Below are 26932 nucleotides of genomic sequence, written 5' to 3'. Positions count from 1 at the left end.
TCATCTCTCCTTTAAGACTGCTTCAATGTATATTTCTGGGTTTACCAATGTTTCAGCAGCCTGTGAGATATAAGGAAAAATCACTTCAGAGCCTACTCCGTAAAAGACAGAAATCGTAACAAGAACCACTGGTGCAATCATTAACGTTTTTACCGGTACCTTCTCTTCTCCTTCATAAGCACGAGGTGTTCCCCAAAACCCATTTATAAAGATTTTCATAATTGAAAATAGGATCAAGAGACTAGACATTAATACAATGGCGGCTCCCCAATATTGCTCTGCTTCAAATCCGCCCTTAATAATTAAAAGCTTACCGACAAATCCACTTAGAGGGGGAATCCCCGCAAGCGCCAGTGCGCTTATGAAAAAGGTCCAAGCTAATCCTGGATAGCGTTTAATCAGGCCGCTAATATCCTTTAAGTTACTTGTGCCAGAAATAGCTATCATAACACCTACCAATAGAAATAACGCTGCTTTGATAAGCATATCATGAATTAAATAAAACACCGATCCTGTAAGAGCATCGGGTGTCATTGCAGAAACACCGAAAAGAATGGCTCCCACCGCAATAATGATGTTGTAAATAATGATTTTTTTGATATCCCAATAGGCAATTGCACCAATTACACCAAATATAATGCTCAAAATGGCCAAAATGGCAAGAATCTGGTGGGTATAGCCAGTATCATGATAAAAGAATAAAGTGTACGTTCTCATGATGGAGTAGACCCCCACCTTTGTCAGCAATGCACCGAAAAGAGCCATTACAGGAACAGGCGGTGCATAATAAGAGTCTGGCAGCCAGAAGAATAAAGGGAAAATCGCACCTTTTAATCCAAAGACAATTAGAAATAGAATCGCGATGACTGTAATAATTCCTGGCTGTCCCACTTCACTAATTCGCTCTGATATATGCGCCATATTAAGCGTCCCAACCACTGAGTAAAGGTAAGCGACTGTTATCACAAATAAAGCGGATGAAATCACATTCACAAGCAGATATTTGATCGTTTCACGCAGTTGTATTTTTGTTCCCCCAAGCACCATTAGTGCGTAGGAGGCCATTAACATGACTTCAAAAAAGACAAAGAGGTTGAAAATATCACCTGTTGTAAACGCGCCATTTACTCCAACTATTAAGAAGCTATAGCAAGGATAGTAGTAAAATTTTTCTCGTTCTTCTCCAATGCTTCGGAATGAAAAAAGGAGACAGGCAAATGCAACAATGCTTGTTGTTAATACTAGCAAGGCAGAAAGCATATCAGATACAAGTGTGATTCCAAAAGGAGCATCCCAGCTAGAAACGTCAAGTGTTTGAATACCATCCGTTTTAACCTTTTGTACCAACATTGTAGAAACAATAATCGTTATAAATGAAAAAATTCCTGCAATCCATCTTTGCCATTTGATATGTTTTGGAAAGAAGATGAGAAGGACTCCGGTCATTAACGGGATCAGTATCGGTAATAGTAAAAAATTAATCATTTCCTTTATTTCCTCTCATTTTATCCATATTATCTGTACCAAGTTCCTGATAAGCACGATAGGCTAAAACAAGGAAAAAGGCTGTAACACCAAAACTAATAACAATAGCAGTTAAAATTAATGCTTGGGGAATTGGATCCGTATAAGAGCTTGCATTTTCTCCGAGCAGCGGAACGGCTCCTCTTTTTAAACTGCCCATTGTTAGAATGAGTAAATGTGCACCATGACTTAATAATCCCGTTCCAACAATAATGCGGAGTAAGCTCTTTGAAAGCATTAAATAGGTTGCACACATAAATAATATTCCTATTACAAAGGCCATTAATATTTCCATTATTCATCTCCCCCAATCGTTTGAATAATGGTCATCGTTACACCCACAACGACTAAGAAAACTCCAAGATCAAATAATGTAGCGGTATGAAGCGATAGGTCACCAAGAATCGGTAAATCGATATGAGTAAAAGCATGTGTAAGAAAAGGAACATTAAAAAGCAGCGATCCTGCTCCTGTTCCGATTGAAAAAAGCAGGCCGATAGCAATCATATAGATATAATTGAATGGTAAAAAATTTTGCAATGTTTTTAGGTCAAATGCTAATAACAGTAAAACAATAGCTCCAGATGTCAATAATCCGCCTACAAATCCTCCGCCTGGCGTATAATGACCCGCAAAGAATATATAAACTGCGAAAAGAAGAATGATAAACACCACAACTTTCGTCGTTGTTTGTAAAATAAGGTCATTGGTTTTCATTTTTCTTTCCTCCTTCCAGACGCAACTTGATCATTCCGAAGATTCCAAGTGCTGCGATGGCAAGAACAGTGATTTCAAACATCGTATCAAAACCACGGAAATCAACAAGGATTACATTCACCATGTTCTTTCCGGCTGCTTTTTCAAAGGTGTTATCAACATAGTATTGGGCGATAGAATCAAATAGCTTATTACTATGTGCTGACAAAGCAATCATTGTTACAATAGCTCCAACTCCAACGGAAATAACCGCATTTGTGATTCTGAATCTCATTCGTTCTTCTCTCTTTTTTAACTTTGGCAAATGATAGAAGCAAAGCAGGAATAAGGCAACAGAGATCGTTTCAATAACCAGCTGTGTCAATGCTAGATCGGGCGCCCTGAATAAAACAAAGAATATTGAAACAGTGTATCCTACAGCCCCCAATAAGATGATCGAGGTTAATCTTGATTTGGCAAAAATAATACTAATAGCACCAATAGATATAACAAGAGCAAGGATGGCCTCAGATATATGAATGCTTGATACATTATTTGTTTTAATGATAAAGGCATCTTTTACAAATAAAGTAGTTGCTAAAATGATGATAAAAAATGCAAATAAATAGAGGAGATAGGTCCTTGAAAAGCCTGTCAAATATCTGTTGGTAATCGTACGAGAAGCTCTTTGTGAATCGGCTAAAATACTATTATACAGACGGTTTAACGAGAACTTCTCTGGGAAAAGCCTGTACACCTTTCTCCATTTCGGGAAAGTTTTATAAAGCAAAATACCTAGCAGAATGACTCCAATTGTCATAAATAATTCTGTATTAAATCCATGCCAGAATGATATATGAACATCCACTTTAAAATTAGGCATGATAGCAGACACAGCTGGTGCAATAATCGTATTTGAAAGAAGGTTAGGGAAAAAACCGATAATAATGACGAGAGACGCCAAAATAATAGGGGAAATTAACATTCCTATTGGAGCCTCGTGTGGTTTTTTCGCTAATTTCTCTGGCTGAAACTTGCCTGTGAATGTTTTAAAGACGAGGATCACGCTATAAACAAACGTAAATATACTGGCAACCCAAGCAATGATAGGGAACAGGACTCCCCATGTTTCCAGATTGAAAAAATCGATTTCAAGTACACGCACCATGGCGGTAAAGAACATTTCTTTACTTAAGAAGCCATTAAAAGGGGGAAGACCAGCCATTGAAAAGGTTCCGATAATTGCAATGGTAAATGTAATAGGCATAAAGTGCATTAACCCGCCGAGCCTGCGAATATCCCGAGTCCCAGTTTCATGATCGACAATCCCGGCTACCATGAAAAGGCTGCCTTTAAAAGTTGCGTGATTGATTAGATGGAATACTGCAGCTACTGTAGCAACACTGAAATAACTATCATTAATTGAATCAAAATGCAAGGCCGCTCCACCAATACCGAGAAGAGACATAATCATTCCGAGCTGACTGACAGTAGAAAAGGCAAGAATACCTTTCAAGTCTGTTTGTTTAACGGCTGAGAATGATCCCCAAAATAACGTCACAATCCCGAAACCTGCAACTAGCCATATCCATAGGCCATTTTCAGCAAATATCGGACTCATTCTAGCGACTAAATAGAGCCCAGCTTTAACCATTGTCGCTGAGTGAAGGTAAGCACTGACTGGAGTTGGCGCTTCCATCGCATCAGGTAACCAAATATGAAATGGAAATTGAGCTGATTTTGTAAATGCTCCAAGTAAGATGCACAGCATAGCTGGTATAAACAATGGATTTGTCAAAATTTCATTCGATTGTTGAATGATCTCAGATATACTGAAAGTACCAGTCATTAAATAGAGGAGAATGATCCCTCCAAGCATCGAAAGCCCGCCAAAAACCGTAATAAGCATCGATTTCTGTGCCCCGTATCGGGACTTTTCTCTGTCGTACCAATATCCAATTAGCAGGAAAGAGGAAAAACTAGTTAGTTCCCAAAATGTATACAGGACAATCAAATTTTCAGAAAGGACAACACCAAGCATGGCCCCCATAAAAAGGAGCAAGTATACATAAAAGGTGTTTAATTGTTCTTTATCCTTTGATAAATAATAGATGGAATAGAGAACTACTAACGAACCAATACCTGTAATTAAAAGAGCAAATAACAGCCCTAACCCATCGACTTTAACAGTAAAATCAATACCAAGGGTAGGAATCCAAGCGATGGATTTTATCACAGTCTGTTGATTAGAGGTAATAGGAATATAAGATAAAAAATAAATGAATAAAAAGATTGGCAAAGGAAGAACAAACCAACCCGCATGTACTCGCCTGAGAAGCTTATACAAAATTGGTACCAAGATGCCCAGTAAGAATGGTGAAATTATTGCTAGATGAAGCAAAGACAAAACAAGCCCCCCTTTAATAAATGTTATCCATGTAATTTAATACAGATGGTAAAGTAATTAGATATTATTAATTAAGGTTTCCCTTGATATTGTTAAATAATGTAAAAACATTGAAAAGATCATATAAAAACCCGTTTTTATTAAACCATCTTGTATAAAAATTTGTTGATTACACAAATTATTTATAGGATGGTGTTGTGTTAATGAAAGTGAAGATTTATGTAACCATTTCTATTTTCGTCTTACTATTCTCCTTTGGTTGGCTATTAAATCAAAAACAAAAACGAGAATTTTATCTACCAGTACTTAATCAAGAAACATTAGAAATACTTCAGATTAATAATGAGCTAGAAGCAGAGATAAAACAGAAAATAAGGGCATTTCAGCCTAGAGAATATGTCAGAGTTGAAAGAAATTAATAAAAGCTTAATTATGTATCCAGGATTAAACCAATTATTTATTCCACCTCGATTTTTATCATTTGTTTAAATGGAAAAAAACAAAAAGAGCCTATCACCAAGGGCATAGTTATCCCTTGGTGACAGACTCCTCCAAGTACAATCAATATTTTATTATTTATATAATAACATATCTATAGGTTTAAATGAAATTATCTTTGTACTTTGACCATTATGGTCTTTAATTTACCTGCTAGCAATTGGGGGTGCTTGCCCGATTCTTGCGCCTGTTGATTTAAACAGTCATTAACACAACCATGAAACCATAATATAAAAGCTAAAAAGTTAAGGTGACACCATCTATAAAAACTCAATCTCATAGATTCACAAAGATTCACAAGCTAACCCAGTTTTTTTCTTATGCCCGGAAACTAAAAAAGCATCAAGATTTCTGCCATAATCGGCTAAAATCTCGATGCTTTTTCATCTACGCTGTTAAAAAACGGCAGCTGTCTCAATTTTCATTTGGAACAGCCCCTTTTTATGAATAGGATATGCGATTCCGCATTCACCATCGGCATTAACAAATAACGTTATAGTTCCTGTATTACAAACAAATGCCTGTTATGCTTTTGGAGGTGTTCCTTCAGCGTTTGATACAATTGCATCGATTTGGATTAAAGCATCTTCAGGTAAAGCCGAGACGCCAACTGTTCTTCGTGCAGGAACACCGCCTGGGAAGAATGTTTTGTAAGCTTCGTCTACAGCATCAATATCTGCAATGTTTTTAAGGAAGATATTTACTTTAACTACATCGTCCATTACGTGGTCGATACTTTCTACAATTGCCTTGATATTTTTCAAGCACTGTTCAGCCTGCTCTTTTACACCACCAGCTACCAATTCACCAGTAGTTGGATCCAAAGGCAATTGAGCTGAAAGGTTATTGTAGTGAGAGAACGCTACAGTTTGTGTAGATAGAGAACTCTTTGGTGCATTTTCAGTGTTGTTTGCCCATATAACGATTCCATGTCTGTCTTCAACAGCTTGTGGAGGTGTACCATCTCCGTGTGACACCACTGCTTCAATTTGTACCAAAGCATCCATAGGTAAAGCTGCAACTGCAACTGTTGTCCGTGCAGGGACATAGGCTACGGCTCTGGCGATAGCAGAGTCTGGGAAGAATGTTTTATAAACTTCATTTACGGCTTCAGTATCCGAGAGGTTTTTAAGGAAGATAGTAATTTTAACAATATCGTCAAAAGGAACGTCGATACTTTCTAAAATTGCCTTGATATTTTTCAAGCACTGTCCAGCCTGCTCTTTTACACCTCCAGCTACCAATCGGCCAGTTTTTGGATCGATCGGCAATTGAGCTGAAAGATTATTGTAATGAGAGAAAGCTACAGTTTGTGTAGATAGAGAACATGTTGGTGCATTTGCCGTGTTATTTGTAAGCTTAATGAGGTCGCCTGCTTGTGGTGCGTTTGGAATTGTACCTTCACCGTGTGAAACAAGTGCTTCAACTTGCACCAAAGCATCCATAGGCAAAGCTGCAACTGCAACTGTTGTCCGAGAAGGAACATAGGTTGGGAAGAACGTTTTATAAACTTCGTCTACAGCGTCAACATCTTTGATTTCCTTAACGAATACCGTGATTCTAACAATATCGCTCATAACATGATCGATGCTGTCTACAATTGCCTTGAGATTTTTAAAGCACTGTTCAGCTTGCTCTTTTATTCCACCAGCTACCAATTTACCAGTTGTGGGTTCGATAGGTAATTGAGCTGAAAGATTGTTGTAATGAGAGAAAGCTACAGTTTGTGAATATATACCGTTACCGTTTGGAGCATTTTCCGTATTTTTTGCTGATACTGCGTTAAAGCCGCTCATGATGTATTCCCCTTTTAGATGAATTTTTTAATATTTATAACTCAAGTATGCACCGAAAAAACCGGTTTAATCCGGTTTTAAGTAAGTGATGTTTTGGTTTAGCTCGCAGCCTATTTATATCAAGGCTTTAATGCCTGATTTCTGCTGCGAAACTTGAGTTGGTAACCCCTTGGAGGGTTAAGCTTGCAATTATAGCAGGCTTTGTCCATTTTGACTACCACAAGGCGTTCTTCCTTTAACCGTATATCCTTTATAAAGGGTACTTTGAAAAGTATCTGCATTTTTTCTTCAATAATATAAGGAATTAACACCGCATTCACTTAGGCATACACATACGTCACTGCTTGCCGAGGAAGGTGTCTCACTTGAGCAGATTATGGACAGGCTAGGTCATACCATTGACCAGATTACGAAAAATGTGAACCTACCCGTTACGCAAGAAATGAAAAAAGAAGCCTCCCAAAAGTTCAGTGAACTTATGAGAAGCCTCGATTAAAATCCTCAACGTTAGCAAACCACTCTCATCTTACTTACAAACCCAGTCATATCAAGGGTTCAGGCGGCAGTTTACATCATGCCGCCCATATGGTTTTAAGCTGTAACATTTTTAACGACAGTAGAAGAAATCCCCGTAGAATCAGCATTTTACGGGGATTGAGTGTAATATCTTTAACCTTGATTTACTGCGTTTTATTGGACTTCGTTAGCAAAATGTTAGCATGTTGTTAGCAGTCAATGATTTTCCATTGACTTGATGTCTCTTATAACAGAAGCGGCGCAAATTCTGTTTGCGTCGCTTTTAAAACGCAGTTACACAATCCACATGGCTCGAGTTGCCATTATTGATGTCCGCGTTCTTGGGAACAAGTCAACCGTTTTTATCGCTTCAGTGGTATGTGGAAACATATCAACGGTTTGCTGTTCTCTGGAACATATCAACACCATGACTACTTATCCGGTGGTAGCCATCCTTCTTCGTAGCGTATTGAATTTAGGAAGGTCTTTCCGTTTCCTATAACCAAATAAGGCACATCATCACGGTTAACAAAAGCTTGATTTTTCTCATCTATAACATATTCTTCAAAGACTATCATAGGATTATCAAGCTGTCACAGTACTGACAATAATTTGATTGTCCAATCACTACTTCATTACTTGCGCCACATGTTTGACACTTAACTATCTTCCTAACAAACTTTTCAGGAATATAATTTTTATCCACCAACAGTCCCTGCTTATAGTCAATATAGTACCCATTTATGTAATTTGAATCGATCATATTTTGAAGGTCATTCATAACTTGGCGTGGATTTGAATTATTAATATCCGCGATTTGTTGAATTAATAGTTTGTCATTACCTTTGATAATAGCAAAATAATTTTTATACTTTCCTGATAATTGAGTCAATCTTAATGCAATAACAAGACAAACAACTGCCACTAATATTAAAACTATAGCTTCTATAAGATATGGTATCCTCTCACTCAAATCATGATGAATCGTAGTTTCTGTTGTTTTTTTCCAGAAAAGGTGCCCTGTTTCTTTTGTGATTGTCTTATTTTCTTCGGTAAAAGCACCATAGGATAATAAACCAAAAGCAAAAGCGAAAAATGCGGCCCACAACAGTCCATTTCTAAGTCCATTGTGATATTTCAACGGAACTTTACTTAAAGCATTTGTTAACATAATCTACAACCCCATTATCTCTTTCTTCTTAGCGTCAAATTCATCTTGCGACAAAATTCCGTCATCGAGCAAGTCTTTAAGCTTCTTGACAGCATTGATTTGCTCATCAAACGACATTTCGGGTTTTGATTCACTGTTTGAGGCGTTTTGTGGGTTCAAATATTGAGCCATATTCATTCCAAAAATCATACCTGCCCCATCCCCTAAACCATTGTCTTGAATGCCCTGTGCAATTTTTTGTTGAGCAGCAATATTTGATGACCTTTGAGAAATATCTTCGAAAGCTTTAAGATTCATTTTATTTGAAGAGTATTGTTTAACTAATTCTCTTGATTCAGGTGAAAATTCAATATTTTCAATACCCACTTTAACAATTTCAAAACCAAAACGATCTTTCCAGGTTCCAGCGTTTGAGTTGGCATCAGAAATTTTAGCGGCAATTTCGTTTGCTTGTGATGGCAATTGTGAAATTCTATATTTTATCGAGAGGGAATTTAATGCATCAACAAAAGATTGCAGAAATTCTGATAGCACCTGTGCTCTCGCTTTTTGATCATCGAATGAATAGAAATTGACATTTGTGGGAACATAGTTTTTAATGAATTTTTCTGCATCTACTATCTTTAATGAAAATGCACCAAAAGCCAATATTTCAAGGTCAGTACCATAAAATAAATCATTGTAAACAAGTGGCCCTTTTGTACCGAATTTTATGCCACGAATTTCACGTAAATTTACGAAAGCGATTTGTTTTTGGTCGGATGTTTGTCCGCCATACCCGATTCTAACTTTTACTTGTTTTAAAATAGAATTTGTAATTCCGTCACCATTAAAAATACTTTTTTGACCATTTTGGTATTCATATCCACCGGAAGTTGTAATAATTTCTTCAATTCCAGATTGACTAAAAATGAAAGCAGCTGTATTTTCAGGGATATAAATTTTCGAACCATTTGAAATAACACCGTTTGAACCATTATAGTTTGAACCACGACCTTTGTTTGTTTGTTTCAATATACCCGGAGATACAACAGTATGTTCATCAAAATGACTGGCAGTGATAATTTCTTTCCATTGATCAGCGAATGTTCCGCCAATTGCACCTGTAAACGCTTGAATTATACCCATTTTATATTCACCTCTTAATTTTTATAATTGTTGGACAGTAACGCTCTATTAATATGAAACAAAAGGCACAGGACACACTTGGACGGTTTCTTTGGCTATTGGGCCCCCAACTGAACTAAAGCTTTAATTGTGATCGGGTGACTGACCCCACAAGCCAAAATATTGCAATTGTCACTGACCCAATGTGCCTACAAAGTTTTCTTCACATGCTTCCTTACAATCCCGACACCATCTCAGCCTCTTCCATCGCCCGGGTCTGATTATATTCCTCTGCCAACATGGTTGTTACAAATTCCACTGTTGGGTCTATTTCCTCAACCATCTCTTTCAGGCTTTCAATATTTGTTTTAAAGAATTCTTTCCGGTAATTTACTTTATTCACTCTTTGTTGACTCAATATTTTATGCAACTTGTTTTCCAACCCAACAGCATCATCACTGAATACCATTGCATGTACATCAAATTTAAATGGAACTGAGGCACTACCCAATTCATCAACTCGTTCATGAGGATTCATTCTTCTAGTCATTCCAATTTTAAACATCTGCTCGCCAAAAGAGCCAAGGTTAGAAATGATATAGACATATCCTGCTTTGCCAAGTGTAAGGCTAGCGATTTCCTCTTTCTTAGCATCAATTTCTATAACTTGAAGTTCCAATTCCTTTAGACGCTCCTCTATTTGGCGTAACTTTTCCAAATCCGTTTCCTCTTCTAGCAACTTTTTGTTCCTGGTAATTTCAACAAAAAACTTTTCTTCTTCTTTCTCCAACTTTTTCTTTTCTTCAGCAAGCTGCTTTCTTTCCTCAGCTTCCTGCCTCATCTGTTCCTTAATCATTCTCTGCTCTTCTTTCTCTCGTTCTCTATACACATAATACTTATACTCAATGTTGATTAATTCAACATATAGTGGCTCCATTTCATTTAAGAACCTTGTAATAGTAGGCAGAATAGACATATTACCGGTGGCACAAATAGACAGATACTTTGTAATAATATCTTTGACTAACTGGATAGATTCATCAAGCTTATTATATTTCAATTGCAAGAGCAGAATTTGAATTTCAGCTTGAAGCCCGATAACCATTAGATTATAAATGGTTTTATTACCTTTTGTTGTATACCTATCTTCATATTTACTTAGAACATTTTGAATCTCTTTGTTTGTGGCATTGGATAATTTTCTAAGCTCTTTTGAATTATCTGAGTGTAAATGTAATCTAATTACAGTACCAAGCAATCTTTCTTCATCAAACTCTTTATTCAATTGCTCAAGTTGCTGGTTTACTGAATCAAAATTAATAGTATGAGGAAATCGCTCTTCATAATTTTTCAAGCCAAGGAGATCCGCTTTAAATTTTCTAGCTTGATTCTTGTATCGTTCCACTTCTTTTACTAACTTATTTTGTTCCTCGGTAAGCTCTTCTATGTTCGTTTGATATTCAGTCACTTTTCCAACTATATCCGCAATGCTTTTTGTTGATTCCTGTACAATCTTTTCCGCTTCTTCTTTCGCGTTTGTTAGGATGGACCCTCGTTCTTTACTTATATCTTCTTCAAATCTGGCTTTTAAACCTTGAATAAATGAATCTTGATCATTAATAATTGCATTATTTTCTTCAATCAAAATTTCAAAGTTTTTCAAGGACTCATTTAGCCTTTCCAGCTTTTCTTCCTTTTCTTTAATCGGCATATTAAACAATTCATTATCTTGCAAACTCTTGTAAAATTCACTTCGCTTCTTTGATTGGATGATCAATAGAACAATGGCTACGATAAACGGTATGATAAATATGCTAAAAATAGATAGAATGAAAATCGTAATCGTTGAGTACCACCACTCATCTTTATATTGTTTAATTTTAATCCACTCCCAATTGGTTTAATTAAACTTGCAATACACCATTTGTCAATGCGGCGAAAAGGACAACCTTTTGATGAATGCATAGTTGCTTTAAAGCTTCATAGACTCCTTAAATCTTTTACGAATTGTGCTAATACTATCCTCTTGTGGAACAAGAAAAAAGCGATTCCTAAATTGAACCGCGTCAGTTAATTTAATTAGTGCGGAACTTTTTTAGCATGACACCATTAGAAACAACCCCAATTAACCCAGTAATCGCCAAAATATAAGCTACAACCAAAGGCGTGGAGGAAAGTGATTCAGTAAGTATTCTAAATATAGCAACGGCGAAAATTAGTAAACTACAAATAAGTGTAATATTTATTCGAGTTTTATTTTTCATTCTTACACCTCCAATATAGTAAAGACTCACTTAAACGTTAACGCATCATTTATCTTTTTATGTCAGTTGTTTCTTTAGCTGTTAATCTCCTACCAATTCAACATTACCACAAATGACCAAATCCTTCATTAACTTATATTAAAGACTAAAACAAATCATGGACATGTTTGGCCATACCGATGACCAGATTACGAAAAATGTGTACCTTAAGGGAGGTTGTTAAGGTGAGTTTTAAAATAGTAGAGACAATCGAAATTCTCGAACGCACACCCATGACACTTGATAGTTTACATACTTGGTTATCGGATGACCCAATGAAGGTGACTCCACTAGGAGCGGGAATGTAAAACTTAGAAAATAATTAGTTACTTGGACTGCACATGACCTCAGCCACACCACAAATATAACAAGAGTACTGGCCTATCGCTTAAAAGAGGATGTCGGATCATGGAGGGCTTACCTTCGTATTAGGAATAACTAGTTTTCAAATAATATTAGGAATAAAAAAAGAGGCCTCAACACAAATTTAGTGCTAGGACTCTTTTGCCATTTGTTCAGACTAACACTAATCAACAATTGCAATAACAGGCGGCTTATTCAGAAAAGGCATTAGATTTGCGACATCGGCTTGTAATTCTTGCCCCTCAGCTGAGGCTAAAGCTTGAGTCAATTCTTCTGGATTGTTAAAATGAAGCTCAGCAATTAAGTACAAATGATCATTAGTGTTTAGGCCTTGAAATACACGATGAACCTCAGCCCCTTTAAGTTTGGGAACTTTGTGAACTAAGGGAATATGTACTTCCCGATAATAATTTTCAAAACTATCTTGGTCCTTTGGTTGATCATAAATAACAATAACTTTTGCCATTTCCTCTCCCTTTCCAAAGAAATAAGATTGTACCTCATCTTATATATATGGGAAAAAGGACTTACAATGCTTAATACTATTCGACATTAATCCATCCCATATTTCACGTAACCCAAGAAACGAAAAAAGAAGCTTCTCATAAGTTCAGTGAACTTATAAGAAGCTTCAATTAAAATCCTCTATGTTAGCAAAACACTCTCATCTTACTCACAAACCCATACATATCAAGGGTTGGAGGCACTTATTACATCATGCCGCCCATTCCACCCATACCGCCCATGTCAGGCATACCCATGCCTTGACCAGCTGGTTCTGGTTTGTCAGCAACAACTGCTTCAGTTGTTAAGAACATAGCTGCAACAGATGCTGCGTTTTGAAGTGCATAACGAGTTACTTTCGTTGGATCCACGATACCAGCATCGATCATGTTTACCCATTCGCCAGTAGCTGCGTTGAAGCCTGTGCCTACTGCTTCGCGCTTTAAGCGGTCAACGATGACAGATCCTTCAAGACCAGCGTTTTGAGCGATAGTGCGAACTGGCTCTTCCATCGCACGTAATACGATGTTGATACCTGTTGCCACGTCGCCTTCAGCTTGAACTTCAGCTACTTTGCTGTATACGTTAAGAAGGGCTACACCACCACCGGATACGATACCTTCTTCAACTGCCGCACGAGTTGCGTTTAATGCGTCTTCAATGCGAAGTTTGCGCTCTTTTAATTCAGTTTCAGTTGCAGCACCAACTTTGATAACTGCTACACCGCCAGCTAATTTCGCTAACCGCTCTTGTAATTTTTCACGGTCAAATTCAGAAGTAGTTTCTTCTAATTGAACGCGGATTTGGTTCACACGAGCTTGAATTTCTTCAGTCGCTCCTGCACCTTCAACGATTGTTGTGTTTTCTTTTGTCACAACAACTTTAGTAGCGCGTCCTAAAGATTCAATTGTAGTCGTTTTTAATTCACGGCCAAGCTCTTCTGTGATGACTTCGCCGCCAGTTAGAGCAGCGATATCTTCAAGCATTGCTTTACGACGGTCACCGAATCCTGGTGCTTTAACAGCCACAGCATTGAAAGTTCCGCGAAGCTTGTTCACGACTAATGTAGAAAGTGCTTCACCTTCAACATCTTCAGCAATCAACAATAATGGCTTGCTTTGTTGTACGACTTGCTCAAGAACAGGAAGGATTTCTTGAATGCTAGCAATTTTTTTGTCAGTGATTAAGATATATGGATTTTCTAATACAGCTTCCATTTTGTCAGTGTTTGTTACCATGTAAGCAGAAGTGTAGCCGCGGTCAAATTGCATACCTTCAACTACATCTAATTCAGTTGTGAAGCCCTTAGATTCTTCGATTGTGATAACGCCGTCGTTGCCAACGCGTTCCATTGCTTCAGCGATTAATTGGCCAACTTCTTGATCATCAGAAGAAATAGCCGCTACTTGAGCAATCGACTCTTTTCCTTCAATTTGTTTAGAAATCGTTTTTAATTCTTCAACCGCAACAGCGACTGCTTTTTCAATCCCTTTACGGATACCCATTGGGTTAGCACCAGCTGTAACGTTCTTTAAGCCTTCGCGAATCATCGCTTGCGCAAGAACAGTAGCCGTTGTTGTACCGTCACCGGCAACATCGTTTGTTTTGCTTGCTACTTCAGCTACAAGCTTAGCACCCATGTTTTCGAATGCATCTTCTAATTCGATTTCTTTTGCGATTGTTACACCGTCATTTGTGATAAGCGGTGAACCAAATTTTTTCTCAAGAACCACGTTGCGTCCTTTAGGTCCAAGAGTCACTTTAACTGTATCTGCAAGTGTATCAACACCACGTAACATTGCACGGCGTGCATCTTCACTAAACTTAATATCTTTAGCCATCGTTCAAAAAACCTCCTCATATTTTTTAATCGTTTATTTTTAAAAAATTACTCACCGATAACAGCAAGGATATCGTTTTCACGTAAAAGTAAATATTCTGTACCCTGGTATTTCACTTCAGTACCAGCGTATTTTGAGAAGATAATGCGGTCGCCTACAGCCACTTCAAGGGCTACGCGTTCTCCGTTTTCAAGGACGCGGCCAGTACCAACGGCAACTACTTTACCTTCCTGAGGCTTTTCCTTCGCTGAATCCGGTAATACGATACCGCTTGCAGTTTTTTCTTCTGATTCAACAAGCTCAATGACAATGCGATCACCTAATGGTCTTAACAAATCAAACAACCTCCTCAAAAATATATGTAATTTTGACATTATTAGCACTCTCCACTAATGAGTGCTAACACAATTATTATAATAATAAATCTGAAAATCTTTTGCAAGTCTGAAGCATAATTTTTTTCGTTTTTTTGCAACCTTACAAGTATGCGAAAGTCGAAAGTTTCTATACCTCATTTCGCTAATAATGTTCTTTAACCTCCCGCGACTGAAGTCACGAGTGTGCGCGCACTAATCATCAAAATTGAAACTTTCCTGTATTTAAGAGTACAATAAAAAGATACTATGGAAATAACGGATGGAATTAAAGGAGATATATAATTTGAAGAGGGAATATTGGATTATCATTATTGTTTACATCGGTATGCAGTTTTCCAGCTTAATCGGACTACCTGCATTGATGTTTAGTTTTAACTTTTTAGGTATCAGCCAAAATCTTGCTGTTCCTATTTGGCTCATTGCCAGTTTTTCGATTGCCCTGTTAATCATTCTTTTTATATTACGGAAGGAAATGAATACTCGAAGTTTCGATGAAAAGGGCAGTTCTCTTGGCCAATCGGTGATATGGGCTATCTTAGGAGTATTCTTAGCGTTATTTGCTCAGTACGCAGCGGCCATTATCGAGTCCCTATTAGGCATTAAAATGGGGTCAGATAATACGAAGGATATCCTTGATATTATCAACACCTTACCATTAGCAATGGTTGTTACAAGCATCATTGGTCCAATTTTAGAGGAAATCGTGTTTCGAAAAATAATTTTTGGCTCCCTTCATAAACGCTTTAATTTCTTTATCTCGGCGCTAGTCAGCTCAGTCATATTTGCTTTGGCCCATATGGAACCGGTGCATATACTACTTTATTCAGCGATGGGCTTTTCGTTTGCCTTTCTTTATGTCCGAACAAAGCGCATTTGGGTACCAATTTTTGCCCATGTCACGATGAATACCATGGTTGTCTTGGTCCAGTCTATTTACAAAGATGATATTGAGCGATTAAGGCGTGAGGCTGAGGCCGTTCAAAACTTTATCGGAGGCTTCCTATGAGACGTTCACCCTTGTTTTCCGGATTGATTTACTTCCTGCTTGGCGGATTATTTACTTACTTTGCTATCGATGATGTGCAAAAAAACGGCTGGGGCTTCTTTAGCTACCTGCTAATTTTATTAGCGACATTTGATTTTGGCTCTGGTTTGAAAATGATACTCTTTCATTTTAAACATAAGAACCAGATGAAAAAATAAAGAAAGGGATCCCTAATTTCAGGGGTCCCCTTATTTCTAGTTATCTCCTTTTGGGCAATGAGTGGTCTATGGGACAAAGACGCCAAGGAAATCGTCACAACTGTCCAATAGGGGCAGTCTATGAGACAATACGCCAAAGAAATCAGCGAAACTGTCCATTAGAAGCAGCCTATGAGACAATACGCCAAAGAAATCAGCGAAACTGTCCAATAGAGGCAGTCTATGAGACAATATCGACGAAGATACAACCCCAACTGTCCAATAGAACCGGTCTATAGGACAATATCGACGAAGATACAACCCCAACTGTCCAATAGAAGCGGTCTATTGGACAATAACGACTAAAATACAACCCCAATTGTCCAATAGAAGCGGTCTATAGGACAATAACGATGAAGATACAACCCCAACTGTCCAATAGAAGCTGTCTATGGGACAATATCGACGAAGATACAACCCCCAATGAAGAGTTCTTTCTTTTGCCACCGGAGCTCCTGTTTCAATTATTTCGAACCTTCTCCCCGATGGATCACCATTCGTTCCTTCCCTAAAATAAAGATAAACAGAAATGCCAATCCTGCGGGAACAAGCGCCCAGGTAAAGGTGTGGACGATTGAACTTGATAAGGCGTCGGTTATTTTCGTTAAGATTTGCGCAGGGATATGGCTTCTTGCTTCTTCCGATAATAAAGCACGCGAATCCCCAAAAGATTGCCCCTTCGGCATTGGCCCCAATAACTCTTCCAGGTTCCCGGTAAAATTACTTCTTTGAATCGTACCAAAGATTGTAATCCCCACGGTCATTCCCAGCGAACGAATAAAGTTACTCGTTGAAGTCGCCGAACCCCTTTGCTCCATACCAAATGGATGAATGGCTGCCATACTTAAGACTGAAAAAGAGAAGCCTACTCCAAGACCAATAACAATCATGTAAAGCGTTAAGAACAGCCTGCTTGTATCCGGCGTGATGGTGCTTAGTAACAAGAATCCAATAATCAAAATCACACCAGATAAAAACATGATGTTCCGGTAACTCATTTTTGTCGTCAAAAATCCGCCTACCTGTGCCGTAACAACGGAGCCGAGCATCATTGGCAATAAAATCAGCCCCGAATTGGTGGCACTGCCGCCATATACCCCCTGAACAAATATCGGAATATAAACGGTTGCGGCCATAAATGCTGCCCCGTAAAACAAGCCAACAATCGTACTTCCGGCAAACAGTTGGTTTTTAAACATTGAAAAAGAAATGATCGGATCCTTCACTTTCGTCTCAACCAATAAGAAGATGAGAAAAAGAACCCCAAATCCCGCAAATAGACTTAAAATGACGGTAGAATCCCAGTCATACTTCTGTCCGCCAAGTTCAAGGGAAAACATTAAACATACAACTGCGCCAACTAAGGTAACTGCTCCCCACCAGTCAATCGATTGCTTTTTGTGTATCGGTGATTCTTTATAGGAGAAGACAATAATAATTAACGCTAAAACTCCCAGTGGCAAATTAATATAGAAAATCCAATGCCAACTGATATGATCGGTAATATACGCTCCGAGCAATGGACCAAATATACTCGATAGCCCAAACACAGCCCCGAACAAGCCGCCCATTTTCCCGCGCTTTTCAGGCGGAAATAGATCGAACATTATCGTAAACGCGATTGGAACAAGCGCACCGCCGCCGATTCCTTGGATCGCCCGGTAGATACTTAATTGCGTAATCGTTTCGGCTGTACCACATAATACCGAACCCGCCATAAACACGATTAAGCCAAAAATAAAGAATCGTTTCCGACCATACATATCCGATAGTTTTCCGAATATCGGCATCCCGGCCATTTCCGCCACCATATAAGCGGAAACCACCCAAACAAAGCTCTCCAGCCCGCCGAGATCTCCGACAATCGTCCCCATTGCGGTAACAACTATTGTATTATCCATCGATGCCATTAAAATTCCTAATAATAACCCAGCAACAACCAATCCTAACTTACTTTCCTTCGCTACCATCCCATTCTCCTTTAAAGTTGTGTCTTTGTTTTAATCGTTGATGAAGGGTCATGAGCTAAATCATTTGTATACTCCACCAACCCTATTTGGCAGCCGGGACCAATATTGACCTGTTTGCCGCGAACGATGTCTGCCTTCGTATTTTCAAGGTAGATGTCGTCCCCTTCAATTACTTTGGCAGTGAGGAATCCTGCATCTTTTCCAAACGAAAGCAGCGAATTCTTCTTCCTTTTCACCGTGATTTTCCCGCCGCCAATTTCCTCTGCACGGCTCTCCCCAAATCTTAAGGAAACTTTAATCGTTTCAGCCGTTAATAGTCCTTTGATTTCAAACCCGCCGCTGGAGTCAAATGACTCATATTCCACATCGCCATTAACCGCGATACTCCCTTTAATGGTCGCTTCATCTCCACTAAGTCTTTCGCCGACTTCCAACATCCCAAGAATCTTTACTTTCTTCAATTGCGCACGGCTTCCGACCTTCATCGTCCCCATGACAAGCGTTTGGCCAGCCTCCACATTCCCTTTAAATTCTGCCTCCCCAACGATCTTCACGGAGCCTGCAGTCACATTTTCGACCGCCTCACTTGTTCCATAGACATGGAAAACGGAACATTCGACATCATTCACAATTGTCCCTTCTCCTCTGATGCTGATTTTATCGTAGCGGCCGCCGGGATAACTTCCCGACCCATTTATAATCAGATTTTCGTCTTTTCCCATTTCTTTACTCCCCCTATTAAGCCTTTTTTGAGTCACCAACAACGGCATTTTTATCCTGCGAAAATTCTTCTGTGTATTCGACTAAGCCAATCTGACAATTAGCCCCAATCTTGACCTGATTGCCTCGGACCACTTTTGCGATCGTATTTTCAAGTTCAATAATGTCCCCTTCAATTAAGTCCGTTTCCAGTTGCGTTTTAAGAAAAGGCTTGAATAACGTGCCGATGAACGACCCTTTTTGTTGTTTTACGGCGATTGATTGTCCGCCAATTTCTTTTGCCTTACATTCTCCGTATATCTCAATATCTACTTGATCGGCATTTAACAGTCCGCCAATCGTAAAGCGACATTTTCCTGTAAAAATTTCAGCTTCACAATCTTCACCCACCGCTAAAATCCCATGAAGGTTTATTTCCTCACATTTCACTTTGCCGCCAACAGAGGCTTTACCTGAAACCTGTAAATGTTTTGCATACAGGTTTTTCTCAATTTTTGCTGTTCCTTCAACTGTAACCTGTTGGCTATCGATGGTTCCTTTAAAACTCGCATTCCCACTTACTTTAGCTGTATTTGCTATTACATCGCCTTTAACCGTTCCTGAACCATTGCATTCAAAGTCACTGCACTCCAAATCGCTGTTAACCGTTCCACGTCCATTCAATATAACACGCTGGAACTTTCCGCCATTAGATGCCCCAATCCCATTAATGATCAAATCTCCTCTATTTTTTAATTCCATTGCCATTCTCCTTTATAATAATTTCGACTTAATCTCTTCCATACATGTCATCAGTGACAGCGACGCTACCATTTTCGTTCCCGGTTCTAAATAAACGGCTTCTGCATTAATTAATAATAGACACGAAGATACTCCAAGTTTGCGGATAATCACCAATTCACAGCTCTTTTGCTTGATAAGCGGCGCGTTGTCCTTCAATACCTGTAAAACCATCTTCCCTTCATCTAAATTAATTTCACCTGACTGAAGCAGCTTTTCTAACACATATGCTTCAAGGATTCTTTGGAATTGAAATGTAAGACCGTTCATATCATTCTCTAGATAAAAATTCATCACCGTATCAGAAACAATGTTACGTTTAATTAAATCATCCTTTTCCAACTGCAAATCACTGATATTCGGAGAAAACATATCTGCCAGTGCATCTAACGAAAGGTTTTCCTTCATCGTTTGGATTTTATCGATTCTTTCTAAAATCTTTTCTTTTGGAAAAAAGGTTTCCTGACCGGTAAACGTCGACTTTCGAATAAACCATTCTTCAGGAATTAAATCCTTCCGTTTCCATCTATATAGCTGCCCGTACGAAATCCCCGTTAGATCTAATAAGTCCTTCTTTGAAATTAACTCCTCGCTCATTTTTGAAAACCCCTTTCTGTTTTATAATGTAACATAACACTGTTACGCATGTAAAGTGGGAAAATAAAAAAGGGCCTTTCACGAGGGTATGCTCGCGAAAAAGCCCTTTTAAGATTATTCTTCTATCTCGACTGTTGGATAGTGCTTTAAAAAGTAAATCAGTGATTGCAGCTCTACTGCTAAATCAATATGATGAACCCGAATGGACGGAGGAACAGTTAACCGTGCCGGAGTAAAATTTAATATCCCTTTCACATCCGCCTTCACAAGTCGATCAGTAATCTGCTGAGCAACCGGAGCAGGTACGGTAAGAATTGCTACCGATATATTTTCATTGGCTAGGACGTTCTCCAATTCATCGAGATGGTAGACAGGTACCTCACGAATCATCGTTCCCATTTTATTCGGATCGACATCAAAGGCAAATTCTATTTTTGTGTTATTGTTTTTTAAAAAATTATAGTTTAAAAAGGCGGTACCAAGATTACCGACCCCAATTAAGGCCACCTTTGTTAGTTCATCTTGATCTAAGGTTTTGCGGAAGAAGGTTAATAAGTAATTGACGTTATAGCCGTAGCCCTTTTTCCCCAAGGCACCGAAATAGGAAAAATCCCTGCGAATGGTTGCCGAGTCAACTTTCACTGCTTCGCTCAGTTCTGCTGAAGAAACCCTTTGTTTACCGGAAGAATGAAGGTTTTTTAAAAATCGATAGTAGAGGGGCAGCCGTTTTGCTGTCGCCTGTGGTATTTTCATTGTTTCATTACCCATAATCTCCCCACCCCTTGAATAATTTTGTTAAATTTCATCGGTTCGTTTATAATCCCCGTTTTTACCGCCCGTTTTTTCGACTAAATAGGTCGGTCCAATGACCATGCCCTTATCCACTGCTTTACACATATCATAAACGGTTAAGGCACAAGCTGAAGCGGCTGTTAACGCTTCCATCTCTACACCCGTGTTCCCTTTTGTTTTTACCGCTGCTGCAATATACAGGTGATAGTTATCTTGCTTGTCCGCTTCCCATGAGAAAGAAATATTCACTCCTGTCAGCGGAATCGGATGACACATCGGAATCAAATCCCATGTTTTTTTCGCCGCCATAACCGCAGCAACCTGGGCAACAGCTAGCACATCGCCCTTTTTCATTTCATTATTGGTTATTTTTTCATAAATTTCTTTACTAACAGTTATGCTGGAATGGGCAAGAGCGGTCCGTGCTGTTTCAGGTTTATCGCTGACATCGACCATTTTCGCCCTGCCTTCTTCATTAAAATGTGTAAAATCTGCCATATAAATAATCCTCCTCTCAAATCATACACTATTTTTCCGGTAATGTGTGTGAAACTTTGAACTAGTTGAGACATTTTTTTCCGTTGAAGGAAACCCGCTTTTAAAGCCTTTTATTGCCGACACTCTAGTAATACGGTACACTATTTGTATGTAAGAGGTGAATGAAAATGATTTTACTGCAGGTCAATCAACTACAAAAATATTATGGTGCTGACCTTATTTTATCGAATATCAAGCTCGAATTACAAACGCGAGACCGCGTGGCACTTGTTGGCCGTAATGGTGCAGGCAAGTCGACGCTTTTAAAGATCATTGCCGGACACTTGTCACATGATGGCGGGGAAATTATCAAGCCAAAAGAAGTGACCATCGGTTATTTAGCGCAAAATACCGGATTAGAATCGAATTTGTCCATATGGGAAGAAATGCTGACCGTCTTCGAACCGCTGCAATTGATGGAAAAGTCGCTCCGCAGGCTTGAGGAACAGATGGCTGACCCCAGTGTGTTTGAAAACAATGAAAGATATGAACGAGTTCTTAAAGAATATGACCAGCTTCAGGTGAAATTTAAGGAGACTGGCGGGTATCAATACGAAGCAGATATTCGCTCCGTGCTCCATGGGTTAAATTTCCGCGAAAGTGCACTTGCAATTTCAAGTTTAAGCGGCGGACAGAAAACCCGCCTTGCCTTAGGTAAATTACTATTAACTAAACCTGATATCTTAATTTTGGACGAGCCTACCAATCATCTCGACATCGAAACTCTTTCCTGGCTTGAGCAATATTTACAGAGTTACGATGGAGCCATTTTAATTGTCTCACATGACCGTTATTTTTTAGATAAAGTTGTCACTCAAGTTTACGAAGTATCCCGCAAACAAATCGGGCGGTTTACGGGCAACTATAGTTCTTACCTTGACCAAAAAGCAGCAAATTATGAGCGTGAAATGAAGCTTTACGAAAAACAGCAGCAGGAGGTTGAGGATCTCCAGGACTTTATTCAGAAGAACTTAGCTCGAGCCTCGACGACTAAACGAGCACAAAGCCGCCGGAAAAAGCTTGAGAAGATGGAGATGATCGACCGTCCATTAGGTGGTGAAAAGTCTGCGTCCTTCTCGTTTGAAATCGAGAAGCAAAGCGGAAATGATGTTTTGACTGTAGATTCACTTGGCGTCGGTTATGGAAATGATAAGGTTTCTGAGGACATCAGCTTCCGTGCCTATAAGGGTGAAAGCATTGCCCTTGTCGGACCAAATGGAATCGGCAAATCTACGCTGCTAAAAACGATTATTAAAAGACTGCCTGCGCTGGCCGGAACGATTCAATATGGAACAAACCTTGCGATTGGGTATTACGACCAGGAACAAGCCGAGTTAACCTCCAAAAAGCGCGTGTTGAATGAGCTCTGGGATGATTACCCGTTAAAAAACGAAAAGGAAATCCGGACGGTCCTCGGTAATTTCTTATTTTCCGGTGATGATGTGCTGAAAATAGTCTCTACCTTAAGCGGCGGAGAGAAAGCCCGCCTTGCCCTTGCTAAACTGATGCTTGAGAAGGCAAATGTGTTAATTTTGGACGAGCCCACTAACCATTTAGACCTTGATAGCAAAGAAGTGCTGGAGAATGCCTTAATTGATTATCCAGGCACCATTTTGTTTGTCTCACATGATCGCTATTTCATTAACCGGATCGCGACAAAGGTACTGGAACTGAGCGGAAATGGAAGCAGTGAATATCTTGGCGATTATGATTATTATTTAGAAAAAAAACTGGAGCAAAAAGAACTTGAAGCACTGGCGCTTGAAGCATTAGCTACAAAGGCAGCCGATTCCGCAACGTACGAGAAAAATAGTTATCAACTGGATAAGGAAAGTAAAAAGCTTGAACGGCAGCGAAAAAGAAAATTAGATGAAATCGAGCTACGCATAGAGGTGCTTGAGGAACAAATTAGCGATTATGAGCAGCAATTATGTGCGCCAGAGATCTTTCAAAACCACGAGAAAGTGTTGGAAATTAATCTAAAAAGTGAAAAAGCGAAGACCGAGCTTGAGCAATTGATGGAGGAATGGGCGGAGTTAGCTGAATAATGGTTAAAACCGGGCTGGTTGCCCGGTTTTTTGCTACTGTTGTAAAAATTATAGTAACAAATTTTAATGAGATATTAACAACTTTTAAGAAATCCTCCACTTTTCCACAACTTTATTCACACTTTAAACAGAATAAATTCGGGAGATTTTTATGCTTTTCCACATTATCCACAATAAGTAACGTCTTTATCCACATTACCCACAGTATCCACAGGCTTATCCACAATTATTGCTTTTCCTATCTTTTTTAAAAAAATCTTATCCACAAAGGACGTAAATGGTGTTACTGATTTATTTGTGCGACGCTCTGCCCCTTTTCCATAAAAAAACTCTTCTTATTCAGAAGAGTTAGCTAATCATTATAGATTTCAATATCCAGTCCGGGATTCGCATTTAGGGAAAGCCCTGCCCTGATCCCTTTTTCAAACATCACACTTCCGGCAGCGGCAATCATCGCAGCATTATCGGTACACAAGGATAATGGCGGAATCACCAATTCTACCTTGTCATTATCCGCAAACGCCTTTTTTAACGCCGCCCTGAGGCCTTTATTTGCCGCAACACCACCAGCAACTAATACTTGGTTCACACCATACTCAGCTACGGCTCTTTCCGTCTTCCTAACTAATACCTCAATCACACTTGCTTGAAAGCTGGCGGCAAGATCCTCAGGTGCTATTAATTCCCCTCGCTGTTCGGCATTGTGAACGGTATTAATGACAGCTGACTTTAAGCCGCTGAAACTAAAATCATAAGAGCCTTCTTCTAACCATGCTCGAGGTAAATCAATTGTCGGGCTTCCTTCCTGGGCCAAACGATCAATATGCGGGCCGCCTGGATATGGCATATTTAAGGTTCTTGCCACTTTGTCATAAGCTTCCCCCGCTGCATCATCCCTCGTTTCACCAATCACTTCGAAATGGCCATGCTCTTTCATATAAATAAGCTCGGTATGCCCCCCTGAGACAACTAGTGCTATCAGTGGAAACTTCAACTCCGTTATCAGCCTGTTCGCGTAAATATGCCCGGCAATATGATGAACCGGAACTAGTGGTTTGTTATGAGCAAAGGCTAACGCTTTGGCAGCATTTACTCCTATTAAAAGGGCACCAACCAATCCCGGCCCTTCAGTAACAGCTATAGCATCAAGCTCAGCAAAGGATAGCTTCGCTTGAGTCAATGCCTCTTCAATGACGATTGTTATTTGTTCCACATGATGGCGTGAAGCAATTTCAGGGACTACCCCGCCAAAACGTTTATGGCTCTCAATTTGTGATGCCACTACATTAGCCGCAATTTCACGGCCATTTTTAATAATCGCGACTGCCGTTTCATCGCAACTTGTTTCAATTCCTACTATCCACTGATCTCTTTTCATAAATTCACCCACATGACTAACCCATCTTCCTGGTTATCTGCATAATAATTTTTCCTAATCCCGCCATCTTGGAAGCCTAGTTTACGATAAAGGGATTGCGCTCTATGATTGGTTACCCTTACTTCGAGGGTCATGGTTCTTGCCCCCTTCGCTTTGGCAACGGTCATAAGTTTCACCATTAAGGCTTCCCCGAGTCTTCTTCCTCTATATTCCGGCAAAATGGCCACATTCGTTACGTGAGCCTCATCAATGACAAGCCACGTTCCACAATAACCGATGATTTTTTTATTCTCCTCCAAAACGATATAGACAGCAAACTTGTTATTGTACAATTCATTATAAAATGCCTCCCGGCTCCAAGGCGTTGTAAACGAGGCATGCTCAACTTCTACTATCTGATCTATATCCTCTTCCCTCATATAACGAAACACGTAAGAATCTACCATTTCTCTTATCCTATCCATTTGAAATTTTTCCTTTTGCCTCTAACCACTTTGCTTCCGCTTCGGCTAAACGGATATAATTCGGTACAAAGGAATGTATATCTTCTCCTTGTTTATCACTGCCTAACAATGCAAGTTCCGACGGACGCGGATTATGTTCCGTGATACCAGCAAACATTGCTTTCAACCCGAGCAGTTCTTCAATCTTTGTCCGGTGGATTTGCAAGTCATTCCCAACAAATAAAATGGGCTTGGGCGCTTCAACTAATTTTGCTGCCCAGTCCACTAATAGTATCAACTGATCCGGCTCTACGTTTACAAGCCCTTCGTTCTCAAATTGATACAGTCCTGTATAAACCTGGCCCCTTCTAGCGTCAAATAAAGGAGATATATAGCCATCAAAGTATCGTCCCGTTCCGGCTGCTAAAATTTCCAGACTCGAAATCCCGACAAGCGGAATTTGTAATGTCCAAGCCAATGTTTTGGCAATCGTAACACCAATTCTAACCCCTGTATAGGAGCCAGGGCCTTTTGCCACGACAATCTTCGTTAAATCAGCCGGCACCCTCTCACAATCCTTCATAAGGGTCTCGATAGCCGGCATAATTCGAACGGAGTGGTTCTTTTTTAAATTCGTTATATACTCGCCAAGAACCTGATTATCTTCTAACAGCGCTACCCCTAAGCAATAGTTAGAAGTATCAATCGCTAATATTGTCATCGAAAAATCTCCTTACATAGGTGCTCATATCTTTCGCCCTTTGGCGTTAACACCATTTTCCTTTTATCTCCTTCATCGCGGTACAAGAAAATAGTCAGCCTCTCAGATGGAAGCTGCTCTTCAATTAAATGGGCCCATTCGACTACTGTAACTCCATTCCCTTCAAAGTATTCATCAAACCCAAGATCTTCAAAAGCATCAGCTACACGGTAAACGTCCATATGATACAAGGGCAGCTTCCCTCTATACTCTTTAATAATGGTAAATGTCGGGCTATTAACTGTCTTCTTAATTTCCAATCCTTTGGCCAACCCTTTGGTAAAGGTTGTTTTCCCTGCACCTAAGTCCCCCTCAAGCGCAATGACATCACCTGGTTTTAAAAAGCCGGCTAATCTTGCTGCAAATTGCGAGGTTTCTTCTGAAGTCGTTGTACTCAGTTCAAATTGATTCATCCAATCACCTTTACACTTTAACATATCTTCATTTTACCCTTATTTAACTGCAAAAAAAACCTTAGGATGTCTCCTAAGGATGCTTATTTCATATGTAGTTTATAAAAGACATAAAAAAAGACGAAATCTAGTTTCGTACAAATTTTAAA

General features: G+C 39.3%; 28 protein-coding genes and 1 pseudogene. 6 read left to right on the top strand and 23 right to left on the bottom strand.

Going from position 1 to position 26932, the window contains the following annotated elements; translation table 11 throughout:
• The 4 genes from BANVL01_RS19740 to BANVL01_RS19725 are packed head-to-tail and all read right to left on the bottom strand — an operon-like array spanning position 1 to position 4627.
• Positions 1 to 1485 (bottom strand): Na+/H+ antiporter subunit D, encoded by a 1485-nt coding sequence (locus BANVL01_RS19740; RefSeq protein WP_066095353.1) that lies wholly within the window; start codon positions 1483 to 1485, stop codon positions 1 to 3.
• The gene (locus tag BANVL01_RS19735; RefSeq protein ID WP_024027262.1) at positions 1478 to 1819 is read right to left on the bottom strand and encodes a Na(+)/H(+) antiporter subunit C; all 342 of its coding nucleotides are present in this window, start codon (positions 1817 to 1819) and stop codon (positions 1478 to 1480) included. The genes BANVL01_RS19740 and BANVL01_RS19735 overlap by 8 nt, the downstream gene beginning before the upstream one ends.
• Entirely contained in the window at positions 1819 to 2241 is a 423-nt protein-coding gene (locus BANVL01_RS19730) for a Na(+)/H(+) antiporter subunit B (protein ID WP_066095351.1), read from the bottom strand. The genes BANVL01_RS19735 and BANVL01_RS19730 overlap by 1 nt, the downstream gene beginning before the upstream one ends.
• Positions 2228 to 4627 (bottom strand): Na+/H+ antiporter subunit A, encoded by a 2400-nt coding sequence (locus BANVL01_RS19725; RefSeq protein WP_066095345.1) that lies wholly within the window; start codon positions 4625 to 4627, stop codon positions 2228 to 2230. The genes BANVL01_RS19730 and BANVL01_RS19725 overlap by 14 nt, the downstream gene beginning before the upstream one ends.
• Before the next feature lie 203 nt (positions 4628 to 4830).
• Here BANVL01_RS19725 and BANVL01_RS19720 point away from each other — a divergent pair, with 203 nt between their 5' ends.
• Positions 4831 to 5046 carry a hypothetical protein gene (locus tag BANVL01_RS19720; RefSeq protein WP_066095342.1) on the top strand — a complete coding sequence of 72 codons (216 nt, stop codon included), beginning with the start codon at positions 4831 to 4833 and terminating at the stop codon, positions 5044 to 5046.
• A gap of 603 nt (positions 5047 to 5649) precedes the next feature.
• On the opposite strand, the gene BANVL01_RS19715 is transcribed toward BANVL01_RS19720, so the two are convergent.
• The gene (locus BANVL01_RS19715; RefSeq protein WP_066095337.1) at positions 5650 to 6921 is read right to left on the bottom strand and encodes a RidA family protein; all 1272 of its coding nucleotides are present in this window, start codon (positions 6919 to 6921) and stop codon (positions 5650 to 5652) included.
• 301 nt (positions 6922 to 7222) lie between these two features.
• Between BANVL01_RS19715 and BANVL01_RS26920 the strand changes: the two are divergent.
• A pseudogene (locus BANVL01_RS26920) lies at positions 7223 to 7417 on the top strand (tyrosine-type recombinase/integrase); the annotation flags it as partial.
• A 314-nt stretch (positions 7418 to 7731) separates the two neighbouring features.
• On the opposite strand, the gene BANVL01_RS28640 reads toward BANVL01_RS26920, so the two are convergent.
• From BANVL01_RS28640 to BANVL01_RS19690, 5 genes are all read right to left on the bottom strand, one after another.
• Complete coding sequence (locus BANVL01_RS28640) at positions 7732 to 7860, bottom strand: hypothetical protein (protein WP_268874955.1); 129 nt, start codon at positions 7858 to 7860, stop codon at positions 7732 to 7734.
• Between the two features lie 151 nt (positions 7861 to 8011).
• On the bottom strand, positions 8012 to 8608 hold the full coding sequence (locus BANVL01_RS19705) for a hypothetical protein (RefSeq protein ID WP_066095329.1): 597 nt from the start codon (positions 8606 to 8608) through the stop codon (positions 8012 to 8014).
• A 3-nt stretch (positions 8609 to 8611) separates the two neighbouring features.
• The gene (locus BANVL01_RS19700; RefSeq protein WP_066095326.1) at positions 8612 to 9736 is read right to left on the bottom strand and encodes an SPFH domain-containing protein; all 1125 of its coding nucleotides are present in this window, start codon (positions 9734 to 9736) and stop codon (positions 8612 to 8614) included.
• A 214-nt stretch (positions 9737 to 9950) separates the two neighbouring features.
• Positions 9951 to 11450, bottom strand: coding sequence for a GIY-YIG nuclease family protein (locus tag BANVL01_RS26915; protein ID WP_082805075.1), 1500 nt, complete (start codon positions 11448 to 11450; stop codon positions 9951 to 9953).
• 340 nt (positions 11451 to 11790) lie between these two features.
• Positions 11791 to 11979 carry a hypothetical protein gene (locus BANVL01_RS19690; protein ID WP_066095322.1) on the bottom strand — a complete coding sequence of 63 codons (189 nt, stop codon included), beginning with the start codon at positions 11977 to 11979 and terminating at the stop codon, positions 11791 to 11793.
• Positions 11980 to 12203: 224 nt separating this feature from the next.
• On the opposite strand from BANVL01_RS19690, the gene BANVL01_RS28635 reads away from it, so the two are divergent.
• Positions 12204 to 12326, top strand: a complete 123-nt coding sequence (locus BANVL01_RS28635) for a hypothetical protein (protein ID WP_268874954.1) — start codon at positions 12204 to 12206, stop codon at positions 12324 to 12326.
• A 218-nt stretch (positions 12327 to 12544) separates the two neighbouring features.
• On the opposite strand, the gene BANVL01_RS19685 is transcribed toward BANVL01_RS28635, so the two are convergent.
• From BANVL01_RS19685 to groES, 3 genes are all read right to left on the bottom strand, one after another.
• Entirely contained in the window at positions 12545 to 12847 is a 303-nt protein-coding gene (locus BANVL01_RS19685; RefSeq protein ID WP_066095319.1) for an EthD family reductase, read from the bottom strand.
• A 244-nt stretch (positions 12848 to 13091) separates the two neighbouring features.
• Positions 13092 to 14726 carry a chaperonin GroEL gene (gene groL, locus BANVL01_RS19680; RefSeq protein ID WP_066095316.1) on the bottom strand — a complete coding sequence of 545 codons (1635 nt, stop codon included), beginning with the start codon at positions 14724 to 14726 and terminating at the stop codon, positions 13092 to 13094.
• A 47-nt stretch (positions 14727 to 14773) separates the two neighbouring features.
• On the bottom strand, positions 14774 to 15061 hold the full coding sequence (gene groES / locus BANVL01_RS19675) for a co-chaperone GroES (RefSeq protein WP_066095313.1): 288 nt from the start codon (positions 15059 to 15061) through the stop codon (positions 14774 to 14776).
• A gap of 325 nt (positions 15062 to 15386) precedes the next feature.
• Here groES and BANVL01_RS19670 point away from each other — a divergent pair, with 325 nt between their 5' ends.
• Positions 15387 to 16109, top strand: a complete 723-nt coding sequence (locus BANVL01_RS19670; protein WP_066095310.1) for a CPBP family intramembrane glutamic endopeptidase — start codon at positions 15387 to 15389, stop codon at positions 16107 to 16109.
• On the top strand, positions 16106 to 16306 hold the full coding sequence (locus tag BANVL01_RS19665) for a YdiK family protein (RefSeq protein WP_066095304.1): 201 nt from the start codon (positions 16106 to 16108) through the stop codon (positions 16304 to 16306). The genes BANVL01_RS19670 and BANVL01_RS19665 overlap by 4 nt, the downstream gene beginning before the upstream one ends.
• Positions 16307 to 16809: 503 nt before the next feature.
• Here the strand turns inward: BANVL01_RS19665 and BANVL01_RS19660 are convergent.
• The 6 genes from BANVL01_RS19660 to moaC all read right to left on the bottom strand — a co-directional run bounded on the left by BANVL01_RS19660 (position 16810) and on the right by moaC (position 21702).
• Positions 16810 to 18315: an MDR family MFS transporter gene (locus BANVL01_RS19660; protein ID WP_066095301.1), complete on the bottom strand. Its 1506-nt coding sequence runs from the start codon at positions 18313 to 18315 to the stop codon at positions 16810 to 16812.
• An 11-nt stretch (positions 18316 to 18326) separates the two neighbouring features.
• Positions 18327 to 19037, bottom strand: a complete 711-nt coding sequence (locus tag BANVL01_RS19655) for a cytoplasmic protein (protein WP_066095298.1) — start codon at positions 19035 to 19037, stop codon at positions 18327 to 18329.
• A 16-nt stretch (positions 19038 to 19053) separates the two neighbouring features.
• The gene (locus tag BANVL01_RS19650) at positions 19054 to 19776 is read right to left on the bottom strand and encodes a polymer-forming cytoskeletal protein (protein ID WP_066095297.1); all 723 of its coding nucleotides are present in this window, start codon (positions 19774 to 19776) and stop codon (positions 19054 to 19056) included.
• A 12-nt stretch (positions 19777 to 19788) separates the two neighbouring features.
• Positions 19789 to 20412, bottom strand: a complete 624-nt coding sequence (locus BANVL01_RS19645) for a YhbD family protein (RefSeq protein ID WP_066095296.1) — start codon at positions 20410 to 20412, stop codon at positions 19789 to 19791.
• 114 nt (positions 20413 to 20526) lie between these two features.
• On the bottom strand, positions 20527 to 21180 hold the full coding sequence (locus BANVL01_RS19640) for a redox-sensing transcriptional repressor Rex (protein ID WP_066095293.1): 654 nt from the start codon (positions 21178 to 21180) through the stop codon (positions 20527 to 20529).
• 27 nt (positions 21181 to 21207) lie between these two features.
• Positions 21208 to 21702 carry a cyclic pyranopterin monophosphate synthase MoaC gene (gene moaC, locus BANVL01_RS19635; protein WP_066095290.1) on the bottom strand — a complete coding sequence of 165 codons (495 nt, stop codon included), beginning with the start codon at positions 21700 to 21702 and terminating at the stop codon, positions 21208 to 21210.
• Between the two features lie 167 nt (positions 21703 to 21869).
• Between moaC and BANVL01_RS19630 the strand changes: the two genes are divergently transcribed.
• Complete coding sequence (locus tag BANVL01_RS19630) at positions 21870 to 23789, top strand: ABC-F family ATP-binding cassette domain-containing protein (RefSeq protein WP_066095287.1); 1920 nt, start codon at positions 21870 to 21872, stop codon at positions 23787 to 23789.
• A gap of 352 nt (positions 23790 to 24141) precedes the next feature.
• Here the strand turns inward: BANVL01_RS19630 and tsaD are convergent, their stop codons facing one another.
• From tsaD to tsaE, 4 genes are read right to left on the bottom strand one after another with little or no spacing between them, the layout of a single operon-like run.
• Entirely contained in the window at positions 24142 to 25167 is a 1026-nt protein-coding gene (gene tsaD, locus BANVL01_RS19625; protein WP_066095282.1) for a tRNA (adenosine(37)-N6)-threonylcarbamoyltransferase complex transferase subunit TsaD, read from the bottom strand.
• The gene (rimI, locus tag BANVL01_RS19620) at positions 25164 to 25613 is read right to left on the bottom strand and encodes a ribosomal protein S18-alanine N-acetyltransferase (protein ID WP_066097193.1); all 450 of its coding nucleotides are present in this window, start codon (positions 25611 to 25613) and stop codon (positions 25164 to 25166) included. Before rimI ends, tsaD begins: the two co-directional genes overlap by 4 nt.
• Before the next feature lie 10 nt (positions 25614 to 25623).
• Positions 25624 to 26331, bottom strand: coding sequence for a tRNA (adenosine(37)-N6)-threonylcarbamoyltransferase complex dimerization subunit type 1 TsaB (gene tsaB / locus BANVL01_RS19615; protein ID WP_066095279.1), 708 nt, complete (start codon positions 26329 to 26331; stop codon positions 25624 to 25626).
• Positions 26328 to 26783 (bottom strand): tRNA (adenosine(37)-N6)-threonylcarbamoyltransferase complex ATPase subunit type 1 TsaE, encoded by a 456-nt coding sequence (gene tsaE, locus BANVL01_RS19610; protein ID WP_066095276.1) that lies wholly within the window; start codon positions 26781 to 26783, stop codon positions 26328 to 26330. The genes tsaB and tsaE overlap by 4 nt, the downstream gene beginning before the upstream one ends.
• Positions 26784 to 26932: the final 149 nt, after the last annotated feature.

Source organism: Neobacillus novalis NBRC 102450 (assembly GCF_001591805.1).
GTDB classification, from domain to species: Bacteria; Bacillota; Bacilli; order Bacillales; family Cytobacillaceae; genus Neobacillus; species Neobacillus novalis.
This window is presented reverse-complemented; position numbering and strand designations above follow the sequence as displayed.